Source organism: Sediminibacterium sp. (assembly GCF_051861365.1).
Classification (GTDB): domain Bacteria; phylum Bacteroidota; class Bacteroidia; order Chitinophagales; family Chitinophagaceae; genus Sediminibacterium.
Map to the genome: position 1 here is coordinate 1 of NZ_JBHYCW010000010.1, position 22,797 is coordinate 22,797.

The window sequence follows — 22,797 nt, forward strand, 5'->3', positions numbered from 1 at the left end:
ATCAATAAAACAACAACAAAAGAACTTACAAATACTTCAGATACGCTAGCCATAGCTGTAGGCATCACTTTTGGCACTCCTATCACAGATCAACTTGTTAAAACCAATAAATATGTGGGAGCAGGAAAGATATTGAGCGTGTATTTGCCTTCCCAGTCTTAGACGAAAGACCAAAGGTTGATGCTAACTTTTGGAAAGTTTCGAAATTTTCTAAAAGTTGTAATATGGGTGATCAGATAAGTAATCAATATCCACACTACGGATACAATAAATACTTCTTCCGCATCTCCTTATACGCACTCAACCCCGGTTCCCAAGTTTTACGAATCTCTTCTTCAGAAACGCCATTGATGATTTGTTGCCTGAATTCACCTACACCTATTTGTACTTCTATAGAATTCATCTGATCACTGAGTCTTTCAAAGAATTTTTCTTTGTAGGGATGTGCTTTGTACAATTCAATGATCCAACTGATATTGATCTTTTTACTTTTCCTCAATTGCTCTACATCATAATTCCGAAGATCCAACCCATAACATACCTGATCCATGAAGAGCGGCGTTTCTGCCATGCCTTTGATACTGGTGGGTGTATAAGAAAATGAATAGATCCCTTTTAACTCAGGACTACCCAAAACCGTAAACGGATAATAGGTGCCTCTACCATGATTCAGGTATACCCCTTCAAACATACAAGTGGAAGGGTACAACATAATAGCCTGTTGTGTATTCAAATTAGGTGAAGGTTTTACAGGTAATGTGTAAGGCATGTCATGATTATAATTGGCAATAGGTATAATACGGACATTGCACTTCACTTTATTCGTGAGCCACCCTTCTCCATTCGCCATCAATGCAAATTCACCAACGGTTAATCCATGTGACATCGGTATTGGAAACATCCCTATACCTGATCTATATTTCATATCCAATACAGGACCGTCCACCAGATATCCATTCGGATTGGGACGATCCAGTATCAATAGTTCTTTTCCATTCTCTGCACAGGCTTCCATTAAACGAGCGAGTGCATTGATATTGGTATAAAAACGTACCCCTACATCCTGTACATCATAGATCATAAGATCCACATCTGCGAGATCTTCTTTGCTCGGTTTATTTTTTCGACCAAACAATGAAATAATAGGGATACCTGTTAATATATCTGTTTCATCAGATACTACTACACCCGCACTGGCATTACCTCTAAACCCATGTTCCGGACCAAATACTTTTACAATATTCACTCCGAGTTTTTGCAGGCTATCTACCAGATGTGTTTTACCGATTACCGTGGTAGGATTTGCCAATATAGCAACCCTCTTTCCTTTTAATAGTGGCAAATACAATTGTGTTTGTTCTGCACCGGTAAGAATAGGTTGAGCAGGCTGATCGTTAGCCGTTACTAACAAGGAAATACCAAAGACTATGAAAAAGCAAAGAAAGGATCTCTTCATAAGGTTGTTTTGAAGCTTAAATATAAGTACAACCCGATACTTAAAACCAGCAATCATTCCTTCTCCAAAGTTCTATACACGTTAATACCTCAGGAAGGAATCAGAGAATTGCTCTTTTTGAACATATTAAGGAGTAGAAAAGTAAATTTTTGAAGCATCCCAAAAAATGTAACACACCCTTTGCCTTATTTCTATAAACTATTTTAAGTTAGTAATTTCCCCATATGGAAACATGAGCTTAAAAAGCTGCCAAAAGATCAAGGAGTCAACAAAACTGATAACGTATCCATCAAGCACGATTATAAGCAGTTTTATCAATAACTTGTTTCCTACTCTGCATTAACTAACATCTTTAAAACATATAGCATGTCAAAAAATAAATTATCCTCTTCGCAAATAAAAGAACTGTTAACACAACTTAATACACGTTTCCAAGCAAATGAATATCGTCACAAAGGAATTGATTGGAAAAAAGTACAACCCAAATTAGAAGCACAACCGCAAAAATTATGGTCATTACATGCAATGGAACAATCCGGTGGCGAACCTGATGTAATTGCATATGATAAAAAAACAGACAGCTATTTATTTGTTGACTGTTCTGCAGAGAGTCCAACCGGAAGAAGAAGTGTTTGTTATGATCGCGAAGGACTTGAATCCAGAAAAGAACATGCTCCCAAAAATTCAGCAATGGATATGGCCAAAGAAATGGGTATTGATTTGTTGAATGAAGAACAGTACCGATTACTCCAATCACTTGAACCGGTTGACCGTAAAACATCCAGCTGGTTATTAACGCCTCTTGCCATTAGAAAAGAAGGAGGTGCCATTTTTGGCGATCATCGGTACGGACAAGTATTCATTTACCACAATGGTGCCCAATCCTATTATGCCGCCAGAGGATTTAGAGCTGCGTTAAAAGTATAAGTAAGTTAAATCCTTTTACTAACTTACAAATCTGGGTTCCTGCAAAGATGTATTCAAATGATCATCACATGAAACAAATTCTGTTCATATTTGCCTTGTTGTGTTCCCTACAACTGTACGGACAATCCATACCTTCTGAAGAAAAACTAATCCTCCAAAAAGTGAATCAATTCTTTGAAGCATTGGCGAGGCAGGATACTCTTCTATTAAAAAGTATTGTAGTATTGGATGGACAAACGACTTCCATCCGTACCCAAAATGACAGTTTGCGGATCAGAACAGCTTTATTCAAAGACAGGATGAAGAGCTTTGTAAATCCTCAGGCTGTGATCTATGAAAAAATGCTTTCCGCAGAAGTGAAGATTCATGGAAGAATTGCAATGGCTTGGGTGCCCTATACCCTAAGTATCAATCAAAATTTCAATCATTGCGGAATTGATGTATTCACTTTCTTTAAAACCCAAGAGGGCTGGAAGATTGTTTCTTTAGACTATTCTGTGGAGCCATCAGTTTGTTCTGAGAGAAAATAAATATCAATCTACTTTTAACTCAAATAAGCTCACTTTATCTAGTTTATAATGATCCGGTAATCCACTGGTATCTTTCAACTGTACCATTCCTAAAAATGTAAATCCACTTTCTTGATAGTGTTGAATCAGTTTTTGATTCTCTCCAACCGTATCTAGGCGAACATAGCTTCGATTATTCTCTTTTGCATATTGTATGGCCCATCGTACGATCTCTTTCACCAAATGTCTGCCACGAAAAGCGGGTACGGTTGTGATTCGATGAATATAAATAGAAGGATCACTGTCTTTCTCTTCCCATATTTGCGGATCATTCCAGGTAATAGCCCATATACATGCCAGCTCTCCATTGATCAGCATTTTCCATTGTCTTCCCTCTTCAATTTCCTTCACCACCAATTCCCGATCAAATTCAGGAAAGTGCACAGGGAAGCGCTCTTTCATATATTGCGCAGCCATTCGATACAAGCCGAAAATGGTTTCAATATCCACAATCGTACTATTCTTGATCTCCATATTTCAAAAATAAGTTGCCAATCTGTGATGGAAATACCCGAAATGATGAATGGCGAAAGAAAGGAGAACAGAGAAATAAGGAATAAGAAATAAGAAACAAGACTCAAGAATCACTTTCTTATTTCTTATTCCTGATTTCTTATTTCACATTATTTTACCCCCTCTTCTTTCAACACGGCCAAACAATTGCTCAGGCTTTCCTGCCATACTTTTGTTTGAATATGATATTGTTCAGTAATGGCAGACAGGTCCATTACTGAGTACCCCGGACGCTTGGCCGGTGTAGGATATTCAGATGTCGTAATCGGTTCAACTGTACAAGTCAATCCGGCAGCATCACGAATGGCTTTTGCAAATTCATACCAGTTGGTTTCTCCGGCATTGCTGTAATGAAAAATTCCGGGATGAAAATTCCCGTTTTGAGAAGCTGTTATGATGTTCATCGTTGCTGCTGCCAAATCAGCCGCATAAGTAGGACAACCTTTTTGATCAGCCACTACTTTTATCGAATCACGTTCTTTCATCAAACGCAACATGGTCTTTACAAAATTATGTCCGTGAGAACTGTATACCCATGATGTTCGGATGATGATGGTAGACGAGTGATTTTCCAAAGCCAATTGCTCGCCTACTCTTTTGGTATATCCATAATAATTTACAGGACTGGTAGGCGTATTGATTGCATAAGGAGTAGTTCCTTTTCCATCAAAAACATAATCCGTTGAAAAATGTATCAAGATGGTATTAGAAAAACTGCAGTGATGAGCGATCTCGGCAACTGCCTGTGCGTTGATACGATACGCAATATCTTGTTCAGATTCAGCTTTATCTACTGCTGTATAAGCCGCGCAATTAATAAAATAAGCTGGTTGATGCGTTTGAAAGAATTGAGAAATGGATGCTTCATCCGCAAGATTCAATTGATCTCTATCCGTAAAAAGAAACTCAAAATCATTGGCATAATGTTGCGCTAATTGCATCAGCTCCCATCCCAACTGACCATTCTTTCCTGTAACAACAATGAGTGGCTTTTGCATATTTACTAATTCGTGAATTCTTTGGGCTGCTTGGTCCATTCTTCTTTGGGAAGATTTTTAAAATATGCGTATGTCATTTTCAATCCCTCTGCCCTATCAACAGTAGGCTCCCATCCTAATATCTCTTTCGCTTTTGTGATATCTGGTCTGCGTTGTTTTGGATCATCAACAGGTAGTGGTTTATGAATAATCTTTACTCCTGCCCCTGTTAATTTGAGCACTTCTTTTGCAAAATCCAATAAACTGATTTCATTCGGATTACCGATGTTAACCGGCATACTATAATCACTCATGAGTAACCGGTAAATACCTTCTACCAGATCATCTACATAACAGAAAGAGCGGGTTTGACTACCATCACCAAACACTGTAATATCTTCTCCACGTAATGCTTGTCCGATAAAAGCAGGCAATGCCCGCCCATCATTCAATCGCATACGTGGGCCATAGGTATTGAAAATGCGAACAATTCTGGTTTCAACACCATGATAGGTATGATAGGCCATGGTGATGGACTCCATAAAACGTTTGGCTTCATCATATACACCTCTTGGACCAACAGGATTTACATTCCCCCAATACTCTTCTGTTTGTGGATGCACCAATGGATCACCATAGACTTCACTGGTAGATGCTACCAGGATTCTGGCTTTTTTAGCTTTGGCTAAACCCAAACAATTATGGGTACCCAGTGCGCCTACTTTCAAAGTCTGAATCGGAATTTTCAAATAATCAATCGGACTGGCAGGAGATGCAAAATGAAGGATATAATCCAGATGTCCGGATACATGTATGAATTTGGTAACATCATGATGATGAAAATCAAAATCCGGCAACTTAAGTAAGTGTTCGATATTCATCATATCGCCTGTAATCAGGTTATCCATACCAATAACATGATAACCTTCACGAATGAATCGATCACAAAGATGCGATCCAAGAAACCCGGCTGCACCGGTGATGAGTATGCGTTTTTTTTCCATCCCTTTATTTTGGGTTGACAGTTGACAGTTGATAGTTGACAGGAGGAAATAAAGTACGCTTTTCTGTCTACTGTCAACTATCAACCGTCAACTATATTCACGATCTTCCAATACTTTCATAATGATACCCCAATTCATCCATCTGCTTCACATCAAATAAGTTTCGTCCGTCGAAAATAACTTTTTGCTTGAGTTTATTTTCAATCATTTCAAAATCAGGGGTACGAAACTCGCTCCACTCTGTAGCTATAATTAATGCATCTGCTTGATGCAGTGTATCATACTGATTCGAAGCCAATTGAATGCGATCTCCCAATTGCTTACGCACATTGGGCATGGCTTCCGGATCAAAAGCAGTAATAGTAGCGCCTCTTTCCAATAAAGCTTGAATCATTTCCAATGATGGTGCTTCTCTGATATCGTCGGTATTCGGTTTGAAGGATAAACCCCACACTGCAAAATGTTTTCCGGCCAACTGATCACCATAATATTTCATAATTTTATGAACCAAGTAAAGCTTTTGATTGGCATTGACCTTTTCAACAGCCTCCAAGATATTAAATTGATACCCGGCTTCAGCCGAAGATTTGATCAAAGCTTGTACATCTTTAGGAAAGCAACTTCCTCCGTACCCAATACCCGGAAATAAAAAGCGTTTACCAATTCGTTCATCACTTCCAATTCCTTTACGCACCATATCAACATCTGCTCCCATTCTTTCACATAGCTGTGCAATTTCATTCATAAAGGAAATCTTCATGGCTAAGAAAGAATTGGCTGCATATTTTGTAAGCTCAGCTGAGCGCTCATCCATATAAATGATCGGATTGCCCTGTCTCACAAATGGAGCAAACAGATCCCCCATGATTTTTCTGGCTCTTTCTGATTCTGTACCTACCACCACTCTATCAGGTTTCATAAAGTCATCCACTGCAACTCCTTCACGTAAAAATTCAGGATTACTCACCACATCAAACTCTCCTTTGTAATGAGCAGCAATGGCTTGTTTCACTTTATCAGCTGTGCCAACAGGAACGGTGCTCTTATCAACAATTACTTTATATCCGGTAAGTATCTTACCTAAATGATCTGCAACCGATAAAATATATTTAAGATCAGCAGCGCCATCAGCACCGGGCGGTGTAGGCAATGCTAAAAAAATAATATCAGTTTCTCGAATGCCTTCTTCCAGACTAGTCGTGAATTTCAAGCGCCCTTCTTTCAGGTTACGAAGAAATATTTTCTCCAATCCGGGTTCGTAAATCGTAATCTCTCCATTTGATAATTTCTCAACTTTTGATTGATCAATATCCACACAAGTAACTTTATTGCCTGTTTCAGCAAAGCAGGTGCCTGTAACCAATCCAACATATCCGGTTCCTACAACAGCTATTTTCATTCCTTATCTGTTTACAAAATTTAAAACGTGTTTGGTAATGTATTCCAATTGTTCTGTTTCCATTTCAGTATGAATTGGCAATGATATTACACGTGCTGTTAACCAATCCGTAGTATCTAACTGATAACTTGGCAAAGCAAATGATTTGAACATATCCTGCTTATGTCCGGGTACCGGATAATAAATCATAGAAGGTATATTTTGCGCAGTCAGGTAAGCCACTAATTCATCTCTATTCACGTCATTAAGTACCAAAGTGTACTGATGATAGACATGATTACTGTATGCTGCTACAAATGGTGTAATGATCTTTGCATTTCCGGCAAAAGCTTTGTTATAAAAATCAGCAACAGATTGTCTCGCTGCATTGTAAGCATCCAGTTTCCCCAATTTAATATTCAGAATAGCTGCCTGAATGGTATCTAATCGAGAATTACATCCTACCACTTCATGATAATACCTTTTTTGCTGTCCATGGTTCGCCACCATTTTCAGTTGTTTCGCCAAGGCATCATCATTGGTAAAAATGGCCCCACCATCACCGTATGCACCCAAATTCTTACTGGGATAAAATGAAGTGGCCCCAATGGTGCCCATGGTACCCGTTTTTTTGACTGTTCCATCAGAAAAAGTATAATCGCACCCAATGGCCTGTGCATTGTCTTCAATTACATAGAGATTGAATTCTTTGGCTATCGCCAATATTTCTTCCATAGGAGCTGCATGTCCGTACAAATGAACCGGAACAATTGCTTTGGTCTTAGGAGTAATGGCTTTGCGTACGGCTTCCGGATCGATACAAAATGTTTTTGGATTTACTTCTACAAAAACAGGTGTGAGCTTTAATAAAGCTACTACTTCTGTAGTGGCGATATAAGTAAAAGAGGGTGTAATGACTTCATCGCCCGGTTGTAGTCCTAAAGCCATCATGGCTATTTGTAAGGCATCTGTACCATTCGCGCAGGGAATTACATGTTTTACACCTAAATATTGACTGAGTGATGAGGCAAAATCCTGTACGGCTTTACCATTGATATAAGCTGCGCTATTCAATACCTCTTGTATGGCAGCATCTACTTCTGTTTTGATATGTTCGTACTGCGTACGGGTATCCACCATTTGTATAGGTCTCATATATTCATTCCTTTCGCTGCAAAACTACTGCAAAAATGCCTGAAATAGGTTTCGCATTCTACATCATCCAAATCGGTTTAAGTTCTTAATTTGTGCCCATAAATCATTGATTTGCGTCTACTCTATCGTTTGTTTGTATGGCTTTATCCAAAAGCAGCCTGGTTGCTCTCTTTTTACAACCCAAAAGCAGGTCTATGGGTCAGTGGAAGAAAGGATCAATTCAGGAAACTGCATGTGGTATTCCATAAGAATGATCGACCCGTCGTATGGATGCACTGTTCTTCATTGGGTGAATTTGAACAGGGCAAACCTGTGCTGGAATCCATTCGACATCGTTATCCTCATTATTTTATTTTGCTGACTTTTTTTTCTCCATCGGGATATGAGGTCAGAAAGAATGATCCGATTGCAGACCATATTTGTTATTTACCGATGGATCGTCCCTATACAGCTCAGAAATTTTTAAATATCGTACAGCCATCATTGGTGCTTTTCGTAAAGTATGAATATTGGTTTTATTACCTGAATGAAATCAAAGAAAGAGATATTCCACTTCTATTGATCTCTGGAGTATTCAGAGAAGATCAGCCTTTTTTTAAATGGTATGGCGCTTTTTATAGAAAAATGCTGCAATGCTTTTCACATTTGTTTGTTCAAAACGAAGCTTCACTGTCAAGGTTAGCACAAATTGGATACGCCCATAAAGCTTCGATCAGTGGAGATACCCGTTTTGATCGCGTGATTCAGATTGCGGATGCATCAGCTTCCTTTGAACTCATTGAACAGTTCTGTAGTAATTATCCGGTGATCATTGCGGGTAGTACCTGGACAGAAGATGATGAAGCGTTAGATCATTTTGTGAATCATCATCCGAATATCCGTTTCATCATTGCACCACATGATATTGATGAAGATCGATTGAAAGAATGTGAGCAACTGTATACCCATACCATTCGGTATTCATTACTTAAAGAAAAGAAACAAGTACCCGATGGTGTACATGTTTTGATTATGGATAATATGGGGATGCTTAGCAGCTTGTACCGTTATGCCAGCATCGCTTATATTGGAGGAGGATTTGGAGATGATGGCATTCACAATGCCTTAGAAGCTGCTGTATTTGATAAGCCGTTGGTATTTGGACCTGTATATGATAAGTATACCGAAGCGATTGAATTAATTGAAAGAGAAGCTGCTTATAGTATTGAAGATGCATTGGAGTTGGAAGAACTATTCACATCTTTATTGAATGATTCAGCTTTATTTGAACAGGCAGGAAAAGCAGCCGGAGCCTATGTAAAAGAAAAGTCGGGAGCTTGTGATAAGATCATGGATTATATTCAAGCGAATCGTCTTCTTACCAATTGATCAAACAGTTTAACCGTCTCACATCCTTCATCCCAGCCCATTTTTACTTTTAATTCGCGTTCGATCCAATATTGTGCTTCGGGATAAATTGAAAACCCGTTGATGGTTTTCATGCTTCGCTCATACATACTTTCATCACCGCGGAATAGTTCATTCACGAATAAATAGCGGTCATTAATACCTACTGCTTTTTTCAGATCGCGAACCGGTGCTGCTTGTAATACGGCGGCTACTTCTGTTTTATCTTCTCTTAATCTTTCATTGATCTCAGGTTGTTCAAATTTTGCAACCAGCATTTGATTCAATTCATATACTTCCTTGGTTCCATTTATGGAAGCCTGATGAGCTAAAGTGGGAATTTCAACAGGTATATTCATAGCCCAGTTGGTATCCACAACTAAGGGTTCCTGATGTTTTGTAATTACTTTTTCTTGTGCAGGCGATGATACTTCAGTTGCAACCACCTTTTCTGGCTCCTCCGCACATAGCTTTGTTTCGAAAGATCCGGGCATGACTACAGATACTTTACCCTTTAATGGCACAGGGTTCTGCTGCAACTGAGTTTGTAACTCAGCCAGTAATAAGCGTGTATTCATTAATAAAGAGGCAGCATCCGCTCCCTGCTCCAATTGCTCTTTGAGCTTATTGATTAATGTGCCTACTCTTTCCATAACAGACATGGGGGGTTGATGGCATTAAGGCCTGCTCAAGTTACAAAACGTATTCCAAACGCCATTATTATGTCAGCAACCATTTTATTGCCAGCCGCCGCCTAAAGCCCTGTAAAGATCTACCTGTGATAACAGCAGATTCCTATAAGTAGCTACTGATTCCAACTGCGTTTCCAGTGCTCCTTTTTGGGCAGTAATCACTTCTAAATAGGAGGCATACCCCGTAACATACAGCTCCCGCGCTGTTTTTACAGCTGATTCCAACACAGACACCTGTTTCTTTTTTAGCTCAAACAAATCAGTATTATTAGTGATGGCATTCATACAGGTTACAACTTCTTGGTATGCCCTGAATACAGATTGTTGGTAATCATACCAGGCTTCCCCCTCTGAAGCCACCGCTTCTTTTAACATTCCTTTTAATCTGCCTCGATTCCACACCGGACCACTGATACTCCCTATCAATCCATAAGCAATAGATGCAGGCGTTAACATCATAGATGCATTGAAAGAATTGAATGCGGTGTAGGGTGTGATATTCAATGAAGGCAGAAAAGATTTTCTTGCGGCACGCACATCAAATCCTGCCGCCATCAGCTTCATCTGCGAAGCTTGGATATCCGGTCTTCTTGCCAGCAAATGTGCAGGTATTCCTGTGTGAATCTCCGGTAATACCGATTCGGAAAAAATATTTTTAGACCTTTTAATCGGCTGTGGTAACCTACCTAATAAAAGATTCAGTTCATTTTCAGTTTTAATAACACCCTGCTTCAAACTCACTATATAACTTCGGGTAGTAAATAATTGTGATTCAAATTGCTGTACTGCAAGTTCCGTTGCCCTTCCACCGATCTTTTGAATTTTAACTACTTCCAATGCATCTTCTTGCAGACGTAAATTCTTATACAAAATATCCAACTCACTGTCTAATGCCAACAACTCATAATACATTGATGCTACTTGTGCTGCTAATTGAGTAGTAAGCCATTGACGTTCTTTTTCTGAAGCAAAGGACCTTGATAAAGCCGCTTTCTTTTTATCATTTAATTTGCCCCATATATCTACTTCCCAGTTGCTTCTAAAGCCAAGAAATAGATCAGGCGTCAATACAGGTATACGTTGATCCTTTTTAATATTGGGTGATAGATTGGTATCAAAATTACCCACACCATCAATGGTATATTTTCCAAACTTATTGAAGCCTGCGGATGCAACGGCATCTAATACAGGAAGCCTTGCATTATGTGCCATTTGCAACTGAGCCTGTGCCATCATGATTCTTCTTAAAGCTTTCTGTATGTCGGGATTGTTTTCAATAGCTATTTCAATTAATCCGTACAAAGTAGTATCACTGAAAAATGTTTTTAGATCTAATTGCGCAAGACTTACTGTGTCTTTTTTATCCGTGAATGAAGCAGGTAGTTCTATTTCTTTAAACTGATTGGCATCTTTAGGTACTGCACAGCTTCCCAGCAAAATGATGATGATCATCATAATGACCTTATTATTCAAAGTATGTAGATTCATAGTTGACAAACTTTTATTGATCACTGAATTGTTCTGTATTCTCGTCTGCTATTGCGACTGATTCCGTTACTGACTTTGGTTTGGTACGTTCAGATAAAACTGCAAATAAGTAGTACAAACCCGGAATTACGAGTACCCCGAAAATGGTTCCTATCAACATACCTCCGGCGGCGGCTGTACCAATAGATCTGTTTCCCATCGCTCCTGCACCGGAAGCAATACACAATGGTATCAATCCGGCAATAAAGGCGAAAGAAGTCATCAGAATCGGACGCAGTCTGGATACCGCTCCTTCAATGGCGGCATCTGCGATACGATGCCCCTGTTTGCGTCTGAGAATTGCAAACTCAACAATTAAGATCGCATTCTTCCCTAATAATCCGATCAACATCACCAAGGCTACTTGAGCATAGATATTGTTTTCTAATCCAAATAATTTCAAACTCAAGAAAGCACCGAAAATACCTGCAGGTAATGATAAGATCACAGACAATGGCAGTAAGAAACTTTCATATTGTGCCGCTAGTAACAGGTATACGAATAATAAACAGATCCCAAATATGAAAACAGCCTGATTACCTGAAAGAATCTGTTCTCTTGTCATGCCCGACCATTCATAACTAAACCCTTTAGGCAATAATTCACCTGCTTTTACTTTTAATGTTTCAATGGCTTCTCCACTACTGTAACCGGCAGCTGCATCTCCTGTAATCAATGCGGAGGTATACATATTATAACGGGTGAGCTGTTCAGGACCAAATACTCTTTCTAATCTGATGAAAGTGGAATAAGGAATCATATTGCCCTTATCATTCTTTACATACAGATTTAGCAGGTCTTCCGGCTTATTGCGATATTCCGGATATGCTTGTACCATTACTTTATACATCTGTCCAAATCGAATAAAGTTGGTAGCATAGTAACTTCCAATTAAAGTTTGCAGTGTACTCATTGCATTCTCCACAGTGACCCCTTTTTTTGCTGCCATGTCCTGATCCACATGTATGAGGTATTGTGGAAAGTCGGGGTTAAAACTGGTAAAAGCCGATCCGATCTCTTTTGTTTTTTCTAGTGAGTCAATCAGATCATTAGCAACTGCAGCAGTTTGTTGAAGATTACCGGTTCCTGTTTTATCTAATATTCGCATTTCAAATCCACTCGCATTACCAAGACCGGGTACTGTAGGTGGTGGAAAGAATTCAATATCTGCATCTTTGATAAAAGCAGTTTTTTCCCTGAGTTCTTTAATCAGTTGATTAACGGATACAGATCTCTCGTTCCACGGCTTCAGATTGATCATTGCCATTCCATATGACGCCCCGGCAACTTCTGTCACTAGACTATACCCTGCCAATATTGAAATATTCTCAATTGATTCAATATCCTTTATAGCTTCCTGCATTTGCTGCATCACTGTTTCCGTTCTTTCAACAGTAGATCCAGGTGGCGTTGTTACATTCACATATACCATTCCCTGATCTTCTGTTGGTATAAAGCCACTTGGTAGAATCGTTGATACCCCCCATGTTGCTACAAAAAAAGTAACCAGAAGTGCCATGGTAACCATTCGTTTAGTAACAATCGCTCCAATCAGCCGCTGATATTTTGAGGATGTCTGATCATACCTTTTATTGAACCCATCAAAGAATTTGGCTAACAGATTCTTTTTTACTCGAGCTGGTTCATGTTTTAACATCAAAGCACATAAGGCAGGTGTAAGCGTAACAGCATTGATACCAGATATCACTATAGAGATAGCCAGTGTTAGAGAAAATTGACGATAAAATACACCTACGGGACCCGAAAGAAACGCTACCGGCACAAACACCGCAGACATTACCAATGTGATAGCAACCAATGCGCCACTGATCTCTTTCATGGCAGCAATTGTAGCACTCATAGGAGTCATATGATGCTCATTCATTTTGACATGCACGGCTTCAACCACAACAATGGCATTATCTACCACAATACCAATAGCCAGTACCAATGCAAATAATGTAAGGAGGTTAATCGAGAATCCAAGCATCTGCATAAAAGCCAGCGTACCGATCAGTGCCACGGGTACTGCTAATGCAGGAATCAAAGTAGAGCGAAAATCCTGCAGGAAAATAAATACCACAATAAACACTAAGATGAATGCTTCGACTAAGGTTTTAAGTACTTCTTTAATAGATGCATCCAAAAAGCGGGAGACATCATAAGCGAAATTGTATTTCATACCCGGAGGAAAAGAACTTTCCTGAAGCTCTGCCATCCGTTGCTTTACATTCTTAATCACATCTCTAGCATTCGATCCCGGTCTTTGTTTTAACATGATAGATGCAGATGGCTTACCATCTGTTTCAGAGACCATACTATAAGTCATCGACCCAAATTCAACATCGGCAATATCTTTTAGTCGAAGAACAGAACCATTCTGTTCAGATCTGATGACAATATTTTCATATTCAGGAGCACTGGCTTTTTTACCGGTATAACGAAGTACATATTGCATAGAGCCGGCATCCATTCCGGAACTCTCCCCGGTTTTGCCTGGTGCGGCTTCCACATTTTGATTACGAAGAATATCAACCACTTCATTAGCTGAAATATTATAGGTAAGCATTTTATCTGGTTTCAGCCAAACACGCATTGCATACTCTTTCGAACCCATGATCTCAGCAAAACCAACTCCATCAATTCTCTTGAGCTCTTGCAGGATATTGATATCTGCGAAATTGTAAATGAATTTTTCATCTGCCGTACTGTCATCACTCATGATATTCAGGTACAACAACATACTATTCACTTCCTTCTCAGTAGTAACACCCGCTTTGATTACTTCCTCGGGCAGTTCATCCAATACTGTGGTAACACGGTTTTGTACATTCACTGCTGCTTGATCAGGATCAGTACCTACTTTAAATGAAACCGTAATTAATGTAATACCATTATTACTAGATACAGACGACATATAGGTCATACCGGGAACACCATTAATGGCTCTTTCCAATGGAGTAGCTACTGCCTTTGCACATACTTCAGCGTTAGCACCAGTATATTTAGCAGTTACTGTAACAGATGGAGGAACAATATCAGGAAACTGAGTTACCGGAAGAGTAAACAAAGCCAGTAATCCCAACAACGTAATTAATAACGAAATGACAAGCGACAAGATGGGTCGCTTGATGAATATATCAAACATGGGATGGATTATTTTTTGTAAGCAATCATATTAGCAGCAGTGATCATTTTGGGTTTGATTTTAATGCCGTCGCGAATATTTTGTACACCTTCATATACAATTTTCTCTCCGGCCATTAAACCCTGTTCTGCTATATAAAAATCTGCAACGCGTTTGCTATAAGTAAAGCCACGCATTTTTACGATATTGTCTGAACCAACCACAAAAACATAGTTCTTATCCTGTATTTCAAATACTGATTTCTGTGGTATTAACATGGCATCTTTCACTTCGCTAACCAAACGCACTTTCCCGGAAGCACCATGTCGCAATAATTTTTCAGGATTGGGGAATCTTGCTCTGAAAGCAATCGCTCCGGTATTTTCATTGATTTCTCCATCAACCGTTTCAATTCTTCCTTCCTGACGGTATTTTGTTCCATCAGCCAAAATCAATTGAACAGGAACATTTTGACGTGTATCACTCATCCCTTTTTTGATTCGCAAGTACTCACTCTCAGAAATGTGGAAGTAAGCAAATACATCATGAATATCTGAAATGGTTGTCAACAAAGCGCCCGGATCAATCATACTTCCGATCTTCAATGGGATACGATCAATGATACCATCAAAGGGAGACTTGATATTTGTTAATGATAACTTGTTTTGAGCACTCGCCTGTAACGACAATGCTTCTTCTACCTTTGCATTAGCTGCCCTGAGTCTGGCTGACGCTAACTCATATTCTGTAGAGGATATCACTTTCTTTTCCACCAAGAGCTTTGTCCTTGACACTTCCAATTCAGCAGCTTTTGCTTCCGCTTGTGCATTGGATACATTGGCTTTTGCTCTTGCCAAATCAGTGGTATATTCTAAATCATTGATTTGAAAAAGGAGTTGTCCCTTTTTTACGCTTTGACCTTCATCGACAAAAATTTTCTCTAAGAAACCATTGACACGTGCACGTATCTCTACATTTTTTACCGCTTGAATATCTGATACATAATCAACCAGCAGTTGTGTATCGGTCTTTGTGATTTCAAGAACAGGCAAAATCATTTCCTGTTCTTTTTGTCCTTCCTTATTTTCAGATGTACAAGAAAAGAATACTAATATGCATACGCCCATTACAGGTAAAATTGATCTCATTTCACTCGTTTAAATTGATGAATAGTACGAATCATGTGCATGCTTCACCAAATTGGAAGCAAAGAAAAAAGCCGAAAACGAGTAGAGATCAAAATGGTGTTAGCCTAAAAAGAAAGTTATGAAAGATACCGGTAATAGGTGAACTATATCGAATAGTATGGTGCTCCAAATCGACAGCAGGAACAGATACCAATGAAATCACATTCTTTGGCTGTTGTGTAGATTTAATACGCGGAGTAGAGGTAATTTTACCGTGGCTCCTAAAAACACTGTAATGAACACCGGTTTCCTCATTATTGGGTATATTGTCTGAAAGACCATGAACCCGTTCCAGTAGAAACTCGATGAGTGTAAATGATTCTGTCTTATTAAATTTAAGGTCTTCGGCATCGGCAGAAGTCTCTACCGTTCTCAAATGGCACCCGGGTCTCGCTGTCACTATATTAGCGAAGGAGATCAACAGCAGCAATACAAGAAACTTTTGTAAGATAGTTTTCATGCTTAAATACCTACTTGCTTTTTCCGGGCTTAGTTTGTTTGTAAAATGCGAGGCAAAAATATGAAAATAAGTGTCGTTTAGACTAATTTGCCCGCCTTGATTCGTTATTTATATGTTTATTGAACCAAATTTAACAGGTGAACGCAGGGGTTGGATCGAAGTGATCTGCGGAAGTATGTTTAGCGGTAAGACTGAAGAATTGATCCGTCGCTTGAAAAGAGCAAAAATCGCTAACCTGAAAGTAGAAATATACAAACCCGCTATTGATATTCGTTACGATGAAACACAAGTGGTGAGTCATGATGCCAATAGTATACAAAGTACGCCCATTGAAAATTCACAGACCATCTTATTGATGGCACAGGATGTTGATGTGGTAGGCATTGATGAAGCTCAATTTTTTGATGCCGAGATCATGCATGTATGCGAAACACTTGCATTAAGAGGTACCAGGGTGATTGTTGCCGGACTGGATATGGATTATTTAGGACGTCCCTTTGGTCAAATGCCTAATTTGCTGGCGGTGGCAGATTATATCACGAAATTACATGCCATCTGTATGAAATGTGGCAATATTGCCAATGTGTCTTACAGAAAAATAGAGGGTGATGGACAGGTATTATTAGGCGAAAAAGAAACCTATGAACCCCGTTGTCGAAAATGTTTCCATGAAAAGTAGCCACACAATATTATCATTGGTCAAAAAAGACTTGTTGTTGGAAATGCGACAGCAGTACACATTGTATGGCATCCTCTTGTACGTAGCGTCCACCATTTTTGTTGTGTACCTCTCGATGGGACAGCCCGATGATACCGTATGGAATGGACTTTTCTGGGTTATTCAATTATTCGTTTGTGTAAACGCAGTTGCTAAAAGTTTTCTACAAGAAAGTAGAGGTCGTATGTTGTACTTCTATTCGATTGCCGGACCTATAGACTTTGTACTCTCCAAACTGATCTTCAATCTGCTACTCATGGTATTGATGAGTTTACTCAGTTTGGGAATCTTTGCTGTTTTATTGGGCAATCCACTTGAAAACTTTATCACTTTTACTGCCATTGCCTGTCTGGGTGGTATGAGCCTGAGTCTTGTATTTACTTTCTTAGCCGCAATCGCTGCCAAAGCGCAACAGCAAGCTGCATTGATGGCCATCATGGGATTTCCCTTGATTATTCCACAATTATTATTACTCATGAAAATTGCGGGCACCGGATTTTCAGATGTAATTCAAGCCGGCTGGTGGCAGATGGTACTGATGCTGGTAGGACTAGATATCCTGGTAGTTGCACTGGCGGTGATTCTGTTTCCTTTTTTGTGGAAAGACTAGACATTTTTGATTTTTTGATCTTTGATTTCTTGATTTAAATTCAAAAAATCAAGAAATCAAAGATCAAAGATCAAAACCTCAGGTGTCTCACTGTTTGTCCTTTATTGATGAGTTGTTTGAGGGAATCGATACCGATTTTGAGGTGTTTTTCTACGTAGTCGGCTGTTACTTTTTTATCGCTGGCTTCTGTTTTCACTCCGTCAGGTATCATGGGTTGATCACTGACCAATAACAATGCACCTGTTGGAATTTTATTAAAGAATCCTACCGTAAAAATGGTCGCTGTTTCCATATCAATCGCATAAGCACGCACTTTGGTAAGATAGGCTTTGAATGCATCATCATGTTCCCATACCCTTCTGTTGGTGGTGTATACGGTACCTGTCCAATAATCTACCTTGTAATCTCTGATGGTTGTTGAAATGGCTTTTTGAAGTGCAAAAGCAGGCATTGCCGGAACTTCAGGAGGAAAATAATCATTGGAAGTACCTTCTCCTCGAATAGCTGCAATGGGTAAAATCAGATCGCCGAGTTTATTTCTTCTTTTTAACCCGCCGCATTTACCCAAGAAGAGTACAGCTTCAGGAGCAATAGCTGTTAAGAGATCCATGATGGTAGCTGCACCCGGACTACCCATACCAAAATTAATAATGGTGATACCGTTGGCAGTTGCACATTGCATAGGTCTATCAGCCCCAATCACTTTTACTTTATTCCATTTCGCAAACATGGTAACATAATTGCTGAAATTGGTCAGCAAAATGTATTTACCAAAGTTCTCTAATTTCTCTCCGGTATATCGTGGGAGCCAATTGTTGACGATTTCCGCTTTCGTTTTCATAACATGACTATTTTGATGACCTGCCGATTATCTTTGATCAGGTTAATTGGCTAAAATACAAAAAATCAATTCTATTTGCAAGTAGTATGATTAAAATAAGCTATCCCTCCTATCCTTTCAAAATAGAAACCAGAGAATACAAGGAGTATATTTTTGATCCTTTGAGGAAGAAATGGGTGCGGTTAACACCGGAAGAATGGGTGCGACAAAATTTTCTTCAGTACCTGCTGCAAGTGATGCATTATCCTGCATCATTGATCGCCATCGAGAAAGAAATACAAATCGGAGATTTAAAAAAGCGCTTTGATATTCTTGTATATAAAAATGATCACCCTTGGCTATTGATTGAATGCAAGGAAATGAATGTCCCTATCAATGAATCTGTTATGCAACAATTACTTCGTTATCAAATCACTGTTCAAGCAGATTACTTGATTGTTACCAACGGAAATGAAACCCGAGGTATCGGAAAAGAAAATAATAAGTTTACTACTTTGAATACCATTCCCTCTTACGAATAAAAAATGTCGGATATCTAATGTCTGATTGAAAGTAAAATTCAAATCAGACATCCGATATCCGACATCTAAAATATGTGAATACTATTATGGGAAGATACCCAACTCAGCGTATGAAGTGCCTACTTTATTGATGGCACATACATATGCTGCAGTACGCATATCAGGAATTTCAGGATTATTCTTCCAAATTTCCATGATCTCACGTGTAGCTGTAATCATGGTTTCTTCCAATCCACTATGTACCAGGTCTACTTCTTCAGGTCCATGTAAAATGAAAGAACGCTCTTTCCCTGAAACCTGCTTACCGGTAAGCTCCTCAATTTGTCCGAGGATATGGTTATTCATGTTTTCAGTAAAACGTTTTTCCATACGACCATAACGAACGTGACTCAGGTTCTTTAACCACTCAAAATAAGATACAGTTACACCACCTGCATTCAAGTACATATCAGGAACTACCAATGTTCCTTTGGCAGCAAATATTTCATCAGCTTCCGGAGTTAATGGTCCGTTTGCGGCTTCTCCAATGATCTTTGCTTTTACACGAGGAGCATTATCGCCGTTGATGACATTCTCTAAAGCAGCAGGAATTAAAATATCGCATTCCAATTCTAATGCATCTGTACTCTTTGCCAAATTGGTTGCACCGGGGAAATTTAAGATAGAGCCTGTTTTCTTTCTGTGCTGGAATACTTCTTCTTCATTCAATCCATCTGCATTGAAAATTGCACCTTCATATTCCGCAATAGATACCACTTTAGAACCTGCTTCACGGAAGAATTTGGCTGAATGATACCCCACATTACCCAAACCTTGTACTACCACAGTTTTTCCTTCCACACCAATAGCCAACCCGAGTTTTTTCATCACATCAGGCATGTTACATACTTCACGGATACCATAAAAAACACCTAAACCGGTAGCTTCTTTTCTTCCGCGTACACCACCTTGTGTAACAGGTTTACCGGTAACACAGCCTGCTGCATCAATTTCACCCGGTTTCAAAGAAGCATAGGTATCTACAATCCATGCCATTTCACGTTCGCCAGTTCCGTAATCCGGAGCAGGTACGTCAATACCGGGACCAATGAAATTTTTCTTCACCAGTTCAGCAGTGTAACGACGCGTGATTTTTTCTAATTCATACGCACTGTGGTTACGAGGGTTGATTTTAATACCTCCTTTACCACCACCGAATGGTACGTTTACAATCGCACATTTGTAGGTCATCAAAGATGCCAGTGCCATCACTTCATCCTGATTCACTTCTTCACTGAAACGGATACCACCTTTACAAGGCGATTTATGCTGCGAATGTTGCACACGGTATGCTTCAATAACTTCAATACGGCCATCATCCATTTTTACCGGGAAACGCATACTGTAAATGCTGTTACAGGCTTTGATCTGTTCGAGCAAACCCTTCTCCCATTTGGTAAACTTGGCCGCTTTATCAAAACTTCTCTCAACACTTTGAAAGAAGCTATACGGTTTGTGATCTGACATGAGCTAATCGTTTTTGTTTTTGACTTTTATGGTTTAGCTAATAGACCATGGACCATGGTCTATGGTCTATTAGCTTTTCTTCTCTAGTTTACTGATCTTTTTATCTAACGATGCTACGTAGATGAATAATCCAATGATGATCGTCAGCACTACAGCCATCACTACGTATATCTTTCCATTACTTCTCATCACATCATTTTCAGCTGCAACTTCTTGTGCTGTTGCAACAACATTGAACAGCAATATGGCTGCGAATGTATAAATGGTTTTCAGTAGTTTATTCATGAATGAGTTGTTGTTCTTTTAAAATTTCATATCGAATACGTAAAGTACTGATCCAAACACCGAGTAATGTCCAGCCAATCACTGCCGGATAAAAAACAGAACGCATATTCGCATCCATATCTTTTCCATTCAAACCCGGATTGCCTTCACTACCTTCTCCCCCCGGATGCAATGATTCGGTAAGTCTGGGTAAAATCCAAAGTGTAGGAAACAACATAAAAAATGCGAAAATATTATAGACCGCTCCAATTCTTGCTTTCTTTTCTTCCTCATTCATACTTCCACGCAAAACGAAATAGGCCAGGTAGATGAGCATGGCAATAGCAGCTCCATTTTGTTTGGGATCACCACTCCATGGACTTCCCCACTGGTAATTGGCCCAGATGGCTCCCGTGGTAAGCCCTAAGAAACCAAAAATGGTACCTGTAACCGCAAAAGCAGAAGAATAAAAATCATGGACCTGATTCCTGCTGCGTAGATACTTGATAGCGTATACAACAGAAACACCCAACAGAATCATCATGGCAAACCACATGGGTACATGGAAAAAGAAATTGCGGATAGACTCCTGTAATCGGTCATCCAACTTGGGTATTTTCACCAGAAACCCATAGGAACAGGTGTAGAGCAATAAGACAATAGCTAATATCTTCCACCAGACTTTTCGAATCATGATCGGGTTTTTACAGTTTTCCCTTAACACCAGTCAAACTAACAACTGTTGGCGCAAAATTAGGTGAAAGCCCTTCAATATGTCTACGGAATTTGAAAATATTATCCCCCTAAATCTCTAACAACAGTTTTTAAAGCAAGGAAAATTCCATACCTTTGCCGACTTCATAAAAAAATCATGCCGTAACATGAAATTATCTCAATTTAAGTTCGATTTACCCCTTAATCTTATTGCGCAGCACCCGACCAAGAAAAGAGAAGACAGCCGATTGATGGTTGTTGATCGTAAAAGTGGTCACATGGAAAACAGACATTTCCGTGATATTCTGGAGTACTACGACGACAAAGACGTTTTTGTAGTGAACAATACCAAAGTGTTCCCTGCACGTATGTATGGCCGCAAGGAAAAAACCGGCGCCAAGATCGAAGTATTCTTACTGCGTGAACTTAACAAACCCAACCGTCTTTGGGATGTAATCGTTGATCCCGCAAGAAAGATTCGTGTGGGTAATAAATTGTATTTCGGCGACAATGAAGAACTGGTTGCTGAAGTGATTGACAATACCACCAGCCGTGGACGTACCATTCGTTTTCTGTGGGATGATGATGATGAAAGCTTCAAGAAAATGTTGGAGTTTTTAGGCGAAACCCCACTTCCGAAATACATCAAGCGCAAACCTGATGAAGAAGATAAGGAACGCTACCAGACTGTATATGCCAAGCATGAAGGCGCTGTTGCAGCCCCTACTGCAGGTTTGCATTTCAGTAAAGAACTGATCAAGCGTTGCGAAATTCTTGGAATTCGTTTTGCAGAAGTAACCTTACATACCGGATTGGGAACTTTCCGTCCGATTGAAGTGGAAGATCTCAGCAAACACAAAATGGATGCTGAATATTATGCTATTTCAGAGGAAGCATGTAAGATTGTTAACAAAGCAAAAGAAGGCGGACATCGCATCTGCTCTATCGGCACCACAACCATGCGTGCAATGGAGAGTAGCTTCACTGCGCAGAAATTGTTGAAACCCAGTGAAGGCTGGACCAATCACTTCATCCATCCTCCCTACAATTTCAATGTTGCAGATAGTTTGGTAACCAATTTCCATTTACCAAAAACCAGTCTGCTGATTATGACTTGCGCTTTTGCGGGTTATGATTTGGCGATGGAAGCTTATAAAAAAGCGATAAAAGATAAGTATCGATTCTTTAGTTATGGTGATGCATTGTTAATCATCTAACATCCTATACTTTCAAAGAGAAAGCCATCCGCCTGAGGCGGATGGCTT

General features: G+C 39.4%; 22 protein-coding genes. 7 read left to right on the top strand and 15 right to left on the bottom strand.

All coding sequences use genetic code 11. The features are described from left to right. Positions 1-256: 256 nt before the first annotated feature. Positions 257-1,456 carry an exo-beta-N-acetylmuramidase NamZ family protein gene (locus tag ACTIEV_RS06165; protein ID WP_322195545.1) on the bottom strand — a complete coding sequence of 400 codons (1,200 nt, stop codon included), beginning with the start codon at positions 1,454-1,456 and terminating at the stop codon, positions 257-259. Positions 1,457-1,822: 366 nt separating this feature from the next. On the opposite strand from ACTIEV_RS06165, the gene ACTIEV_RS06170 reads away from it, so the two are divergent. Then, the gene (locus tag ACTIEV_RS06170) at positions 1,823-2,383 is read left to right on the top strand and encodes a DUF4256 domain-containing protein (protein ID WP_322195546.1); all 561 of its coding nucleotides are present in this window, start codon (positions 1,823-1,825) and stop codon (positions 2,381-2,383) included. A gap of 68 nt (positions 2,384-2,451) precedes the next feature. Further along, entirely contained in the window at positions 2,452-2,913 is a 462-nt protein-coding gene (locus tag ACTIEV_RS06175; protein ID WP_322195547.1) for a nuclear transport factor 2 family protein, read from the top strand. Between the two features lie 3 nt (positions 2,914-2,916). Here the strand turns inward: ACTIEV_RS06175 and ACTIEV_RS06180 are convergent, their stop codons facing one another. From ACTIEV_RS06180 to ACTIEV_RS06200, 5 genes are all read right to left on the bottom strand, one after another. Next, positions 2,917-3,426, bottom strand: coding sequence for a GNAT family N-acetyltransferase (locus ACTIEV_RS06180; RefSeq protein ID WP_322195548.1), 510 nt, complete (start codon positions 3,424-3,426; stop codon positions 2,917-2,919). A 149-nt stretch (positions 3,427-3,575) separates the two neighbouring features. Beyond that, complete coding sequence (gene rfbD, locus ACTIEV_RS06185; protein WP_322194749.1) at positions 3,576-4,463, bottom strand: dTDP-4-dehydrorhamnose reductase; 888 nt, start codon at positions 4,461-4,463, stop codon at positions 3,576-3,578. A 5-nt stretch (positions 4,464-4,468) separates the two neighbouring features. After that, the gene (locus tag ACTIEV_RS06190; RefSeq protein ID WP_322194747.1) at positions 4,469-5,446 is read right to left on the bottom strand and encodes a UDP-glucuronic acid decarboxylase family protein; all 978 of its coding nucleotides are present in this window, start codon (positions 5,444-5,446) and stop codon (positions 4,469-4,471) included. A gap of 97 nt (positions 5,447-5,543) precedes the next feature. Then, positions 5,544-6,845, bottom strand: coding sequence for a UDP-glucose dehydrogenase family protein (locus tag ACTIEV_RS06195; RefSeq protein WP_322194745.1), 1,302 nt, complete (start codon positions 6,843-6,845; stop codon positions 5,544-5,546). Between the two features lie 3 nt (positions 6,846-6,848). Beyond that, positions 6,849-7,979 carry a DegT/DnrJ/EryC1/StrS family aminotransferase gene (locus ACTIEV_RS06200; RefSeq protein ID WP_322194742.1) on the bottom strand — a complete coding sequence of 377 codons (1,131 nt, stop codon included), beginning with the start codon at positions 7,977-7,979 and terminating at the stop codon, positions 6,849-6,851. Between the two features lie 111 nt (positions 7,980-8,090). Here ACTIEV_RS06200 and ACTIEV_RS06205 point away from each other — a divergent pair, with 111 nt between their 5' ends. After that, positions 8,091-9,347: a 3-deoxy-D-manno-octulosonic acid transferase gene (locus tag ACTIEV_RS06205; protein WP_322194739.1), complete on the top strand. Its 1,257-nt coding sequence runs from the start codon at positions 8,091-8,093 to the stop codon at positions 9,345-9,347. Here ACTIEV_RS06205 and ACTIEV_RS06210 read toward each other — a convergent pair. The 5 genes from ACTIEV_RS06210 to ACTIEV_RS06230 form a co-directional block, all read right to left on the bottom strand. Then, positions 9,320-10,027 carry a hypothetical protein gene (locus ACTIEV_RS06210; RefSeq protein WP_322194737.1) on the bottom strand — a complete coding sequence of 236 codons (708 nt, stop codon included), beginning with the start codon at positions 10,025-10,027 and terminating at the stop codon, positions 9,320-9,322. The genes ACTIEV_RS06205 and ACTIEV_RS06210 overlap by 28 nt on opposite strands. 75 nt (positions 10,028-10,102) lie before the next feature. Next, positions 10,103-11,545, bottom strand: coding sequence for a TolC family protein (locus ACTIEV_RS06215; RefSeq protein ID WP_322194735.1), 1,443 nt, complete (start codon positions 11,543-11,545; stop codon positions 10,103-10,105). A gap of 13 nt (positions 11,546-11,558) precedes the next feature. Next, positions 11,559-14,732, bottom strand: coding sequence for an efflux RND transporter permease subunit (locus tag ACTIEV_RS06220; RefSeq protein WP_439516248.1), 3,174 nt, complete (start codon positions 14,730-14,732; stop codon positions 11,559-11,561). An 8-nt stretch (positions 14,733-14,740) separates the two neighbouring features. Then, positions 14,741-15,859 (bottom strand): efflux RND transporter periplasmic adaptor subunit, encoded by a 1,119-nt coding sequence (locus tag ACTIEV_RS06225; RefSeq protein WP_322194730.1) that lies wholly within the window; start codon positions 15,857-15,859, stop codon positions 14,741-14,743. Between the two features lie 88 nt (positions 15,860-15,947). Beyond that, on the bottom strand, positions 15,948-16,358 hold the full coding sequence (locus tag ACTIEV_RS06230) for a hypothetical protein (RefSeq protein ID WP_322194728.1): 411 nt from the start codon (positions 16,356-16,358) through the stop codon (positions 15,948-15,950). A gap of 112 nt (positions 16,359-16,470) precedes the next feature. On the opposite strand from ACTIEV_RS06230, the gene ACTIEV_RS06235 reads away from it, so the two are divergent. Beyond that, positions 16,471-17,037: a thymidine kinase gene (locus ACTIEV_RS06235; RefSeq protein ID WP_322194726.1), complete on the top strand. Its 567-nt coding sequence runs from the start codon at positions 16,471-16,473 to the stop codon at positions 17,035-17,037. Then, positions 17,027-17,686 carry a heme exporter protein CcmB gene (locus tag ACTIEV_RS06240; protein ID WP_178888052.1) on the top strand — a complete coding sequence of 220 codons (660 nt, stop codon included), beginning with the start codon at positions 17,027-17,029 and terminating at the stop codon, positions 17,684-17,686. The genes ACTIEV_RS06235 and ACTIEV_RS06240 overlap by 11 nt, the downstream gene beginning before the upstream one ends. A gap of 70 nt (positions 17,687-17,756) precedes the next feature. Here ACTIEV_RS06240 and ACTIEV_RS06245 read toward each other — a convergent pair whose 3' ends face one another. Continuing rightward, the gene (locus ACTIEV_RS06245; RefSeq protein WP_322194723.1) at positions 17,757-18,527 is read right to left on the bottom strand and encodes an AMP nucleosidase; all 771 of its coding nucleotides are present in this window, start codon (positions 18,525-18,527) and stop codon (positions 17,757-17,759) included. A gap of 86 nt (positions 18,528-18,613) precedes the next feature. Here ACTIEV_RS06245 and ACTIEV_RS06250 point away from each other — a divergent pair, with 86 nt between their 5' ends. Then, positions 18,614-19,048 carry a type I restriction enzyme HsdR N-terminal domain-containing protein gene (locus tag ACTIEV_RS06250; RefSeq protein WP_322194721.1) on the top strand — a complete coding sequence of 145 codons (435 nt, stop codon included), beginning with the start codon at positions 18,614-18,616 and terminating at the stop codon, positions 19,046-19,048. A gap of 84 nt (positions 19,049-19,132) precedes the next feature. On the opposite strand, the gene ACTIEV_RS06255 is transcribed toward ACTIEV_RS06250, so the two are convergent. The 3 genes from ACTIEV_RS06255 to ccsA form a co-directional block, all read right to left on the bottom strand. Beyond that, complete coding sequence (locus ACTIEV_RS06255) at positions 19,133-20,554, bottom strand: Glu/Leu/Phe/Val family dehydrogenase (RefSeq protein WP_250685113.1); 1,422 nt, start codon at positions 20,552-20,554, stop codon at positions 19,133-19,135. 69 nt (positions 20,555-20,623) lie between these two features. After that, the gene (locus ACTIEV_RS06260; RefSeq protein ID WP_322194717.1) at positions 20,624-20,839 is read right to left on the bottom strand and encodes a CcmD family protein; all 216 of its coding nucleotides are present in this window, start codon (positions 20,837-20,839) and stop codon (positions 20,624-20,626) included. After that, the gene (gene ccsA, locus ACTIEV_RS06265) at positions 20,832-21,512 is read right to left on the bottom strand and encodes a cytochrome c biogenesis protein CcsA (RefSeq protein WP_250685111.1); all 681 of its coding nucleotides are present in this window, start codon (positions 21,510-21,512) and stop codon (positions 20,832-20,834) included. The genes ACTIEV_RS06260 and ccsA overlap by 8 nt, the downstream gene beginning before the upstream one ends. 187 nt (positions 21,513-21,699) lie before the next feature. On the opposite strand from ccsA, the gene queA reads away from it, so the two are divergent. Then, the gene (gene queA / locus ACTIEV_RS06270) at positions 21,700-22,749 is read left to right on the top strand and encodes a tRNA preQ1(34) S-adenosylmethionine ribosyltransferase-isomerase QueA (RefSeq protein WP_178888048.1); all 1,050 of its coding nucleotides are present in this window, start codon (positions 21,700-21,702) and stop codon (positions 22,747-22,749) included. Positions 22,750-22,797: the final 48 nt, after the last annotated feature.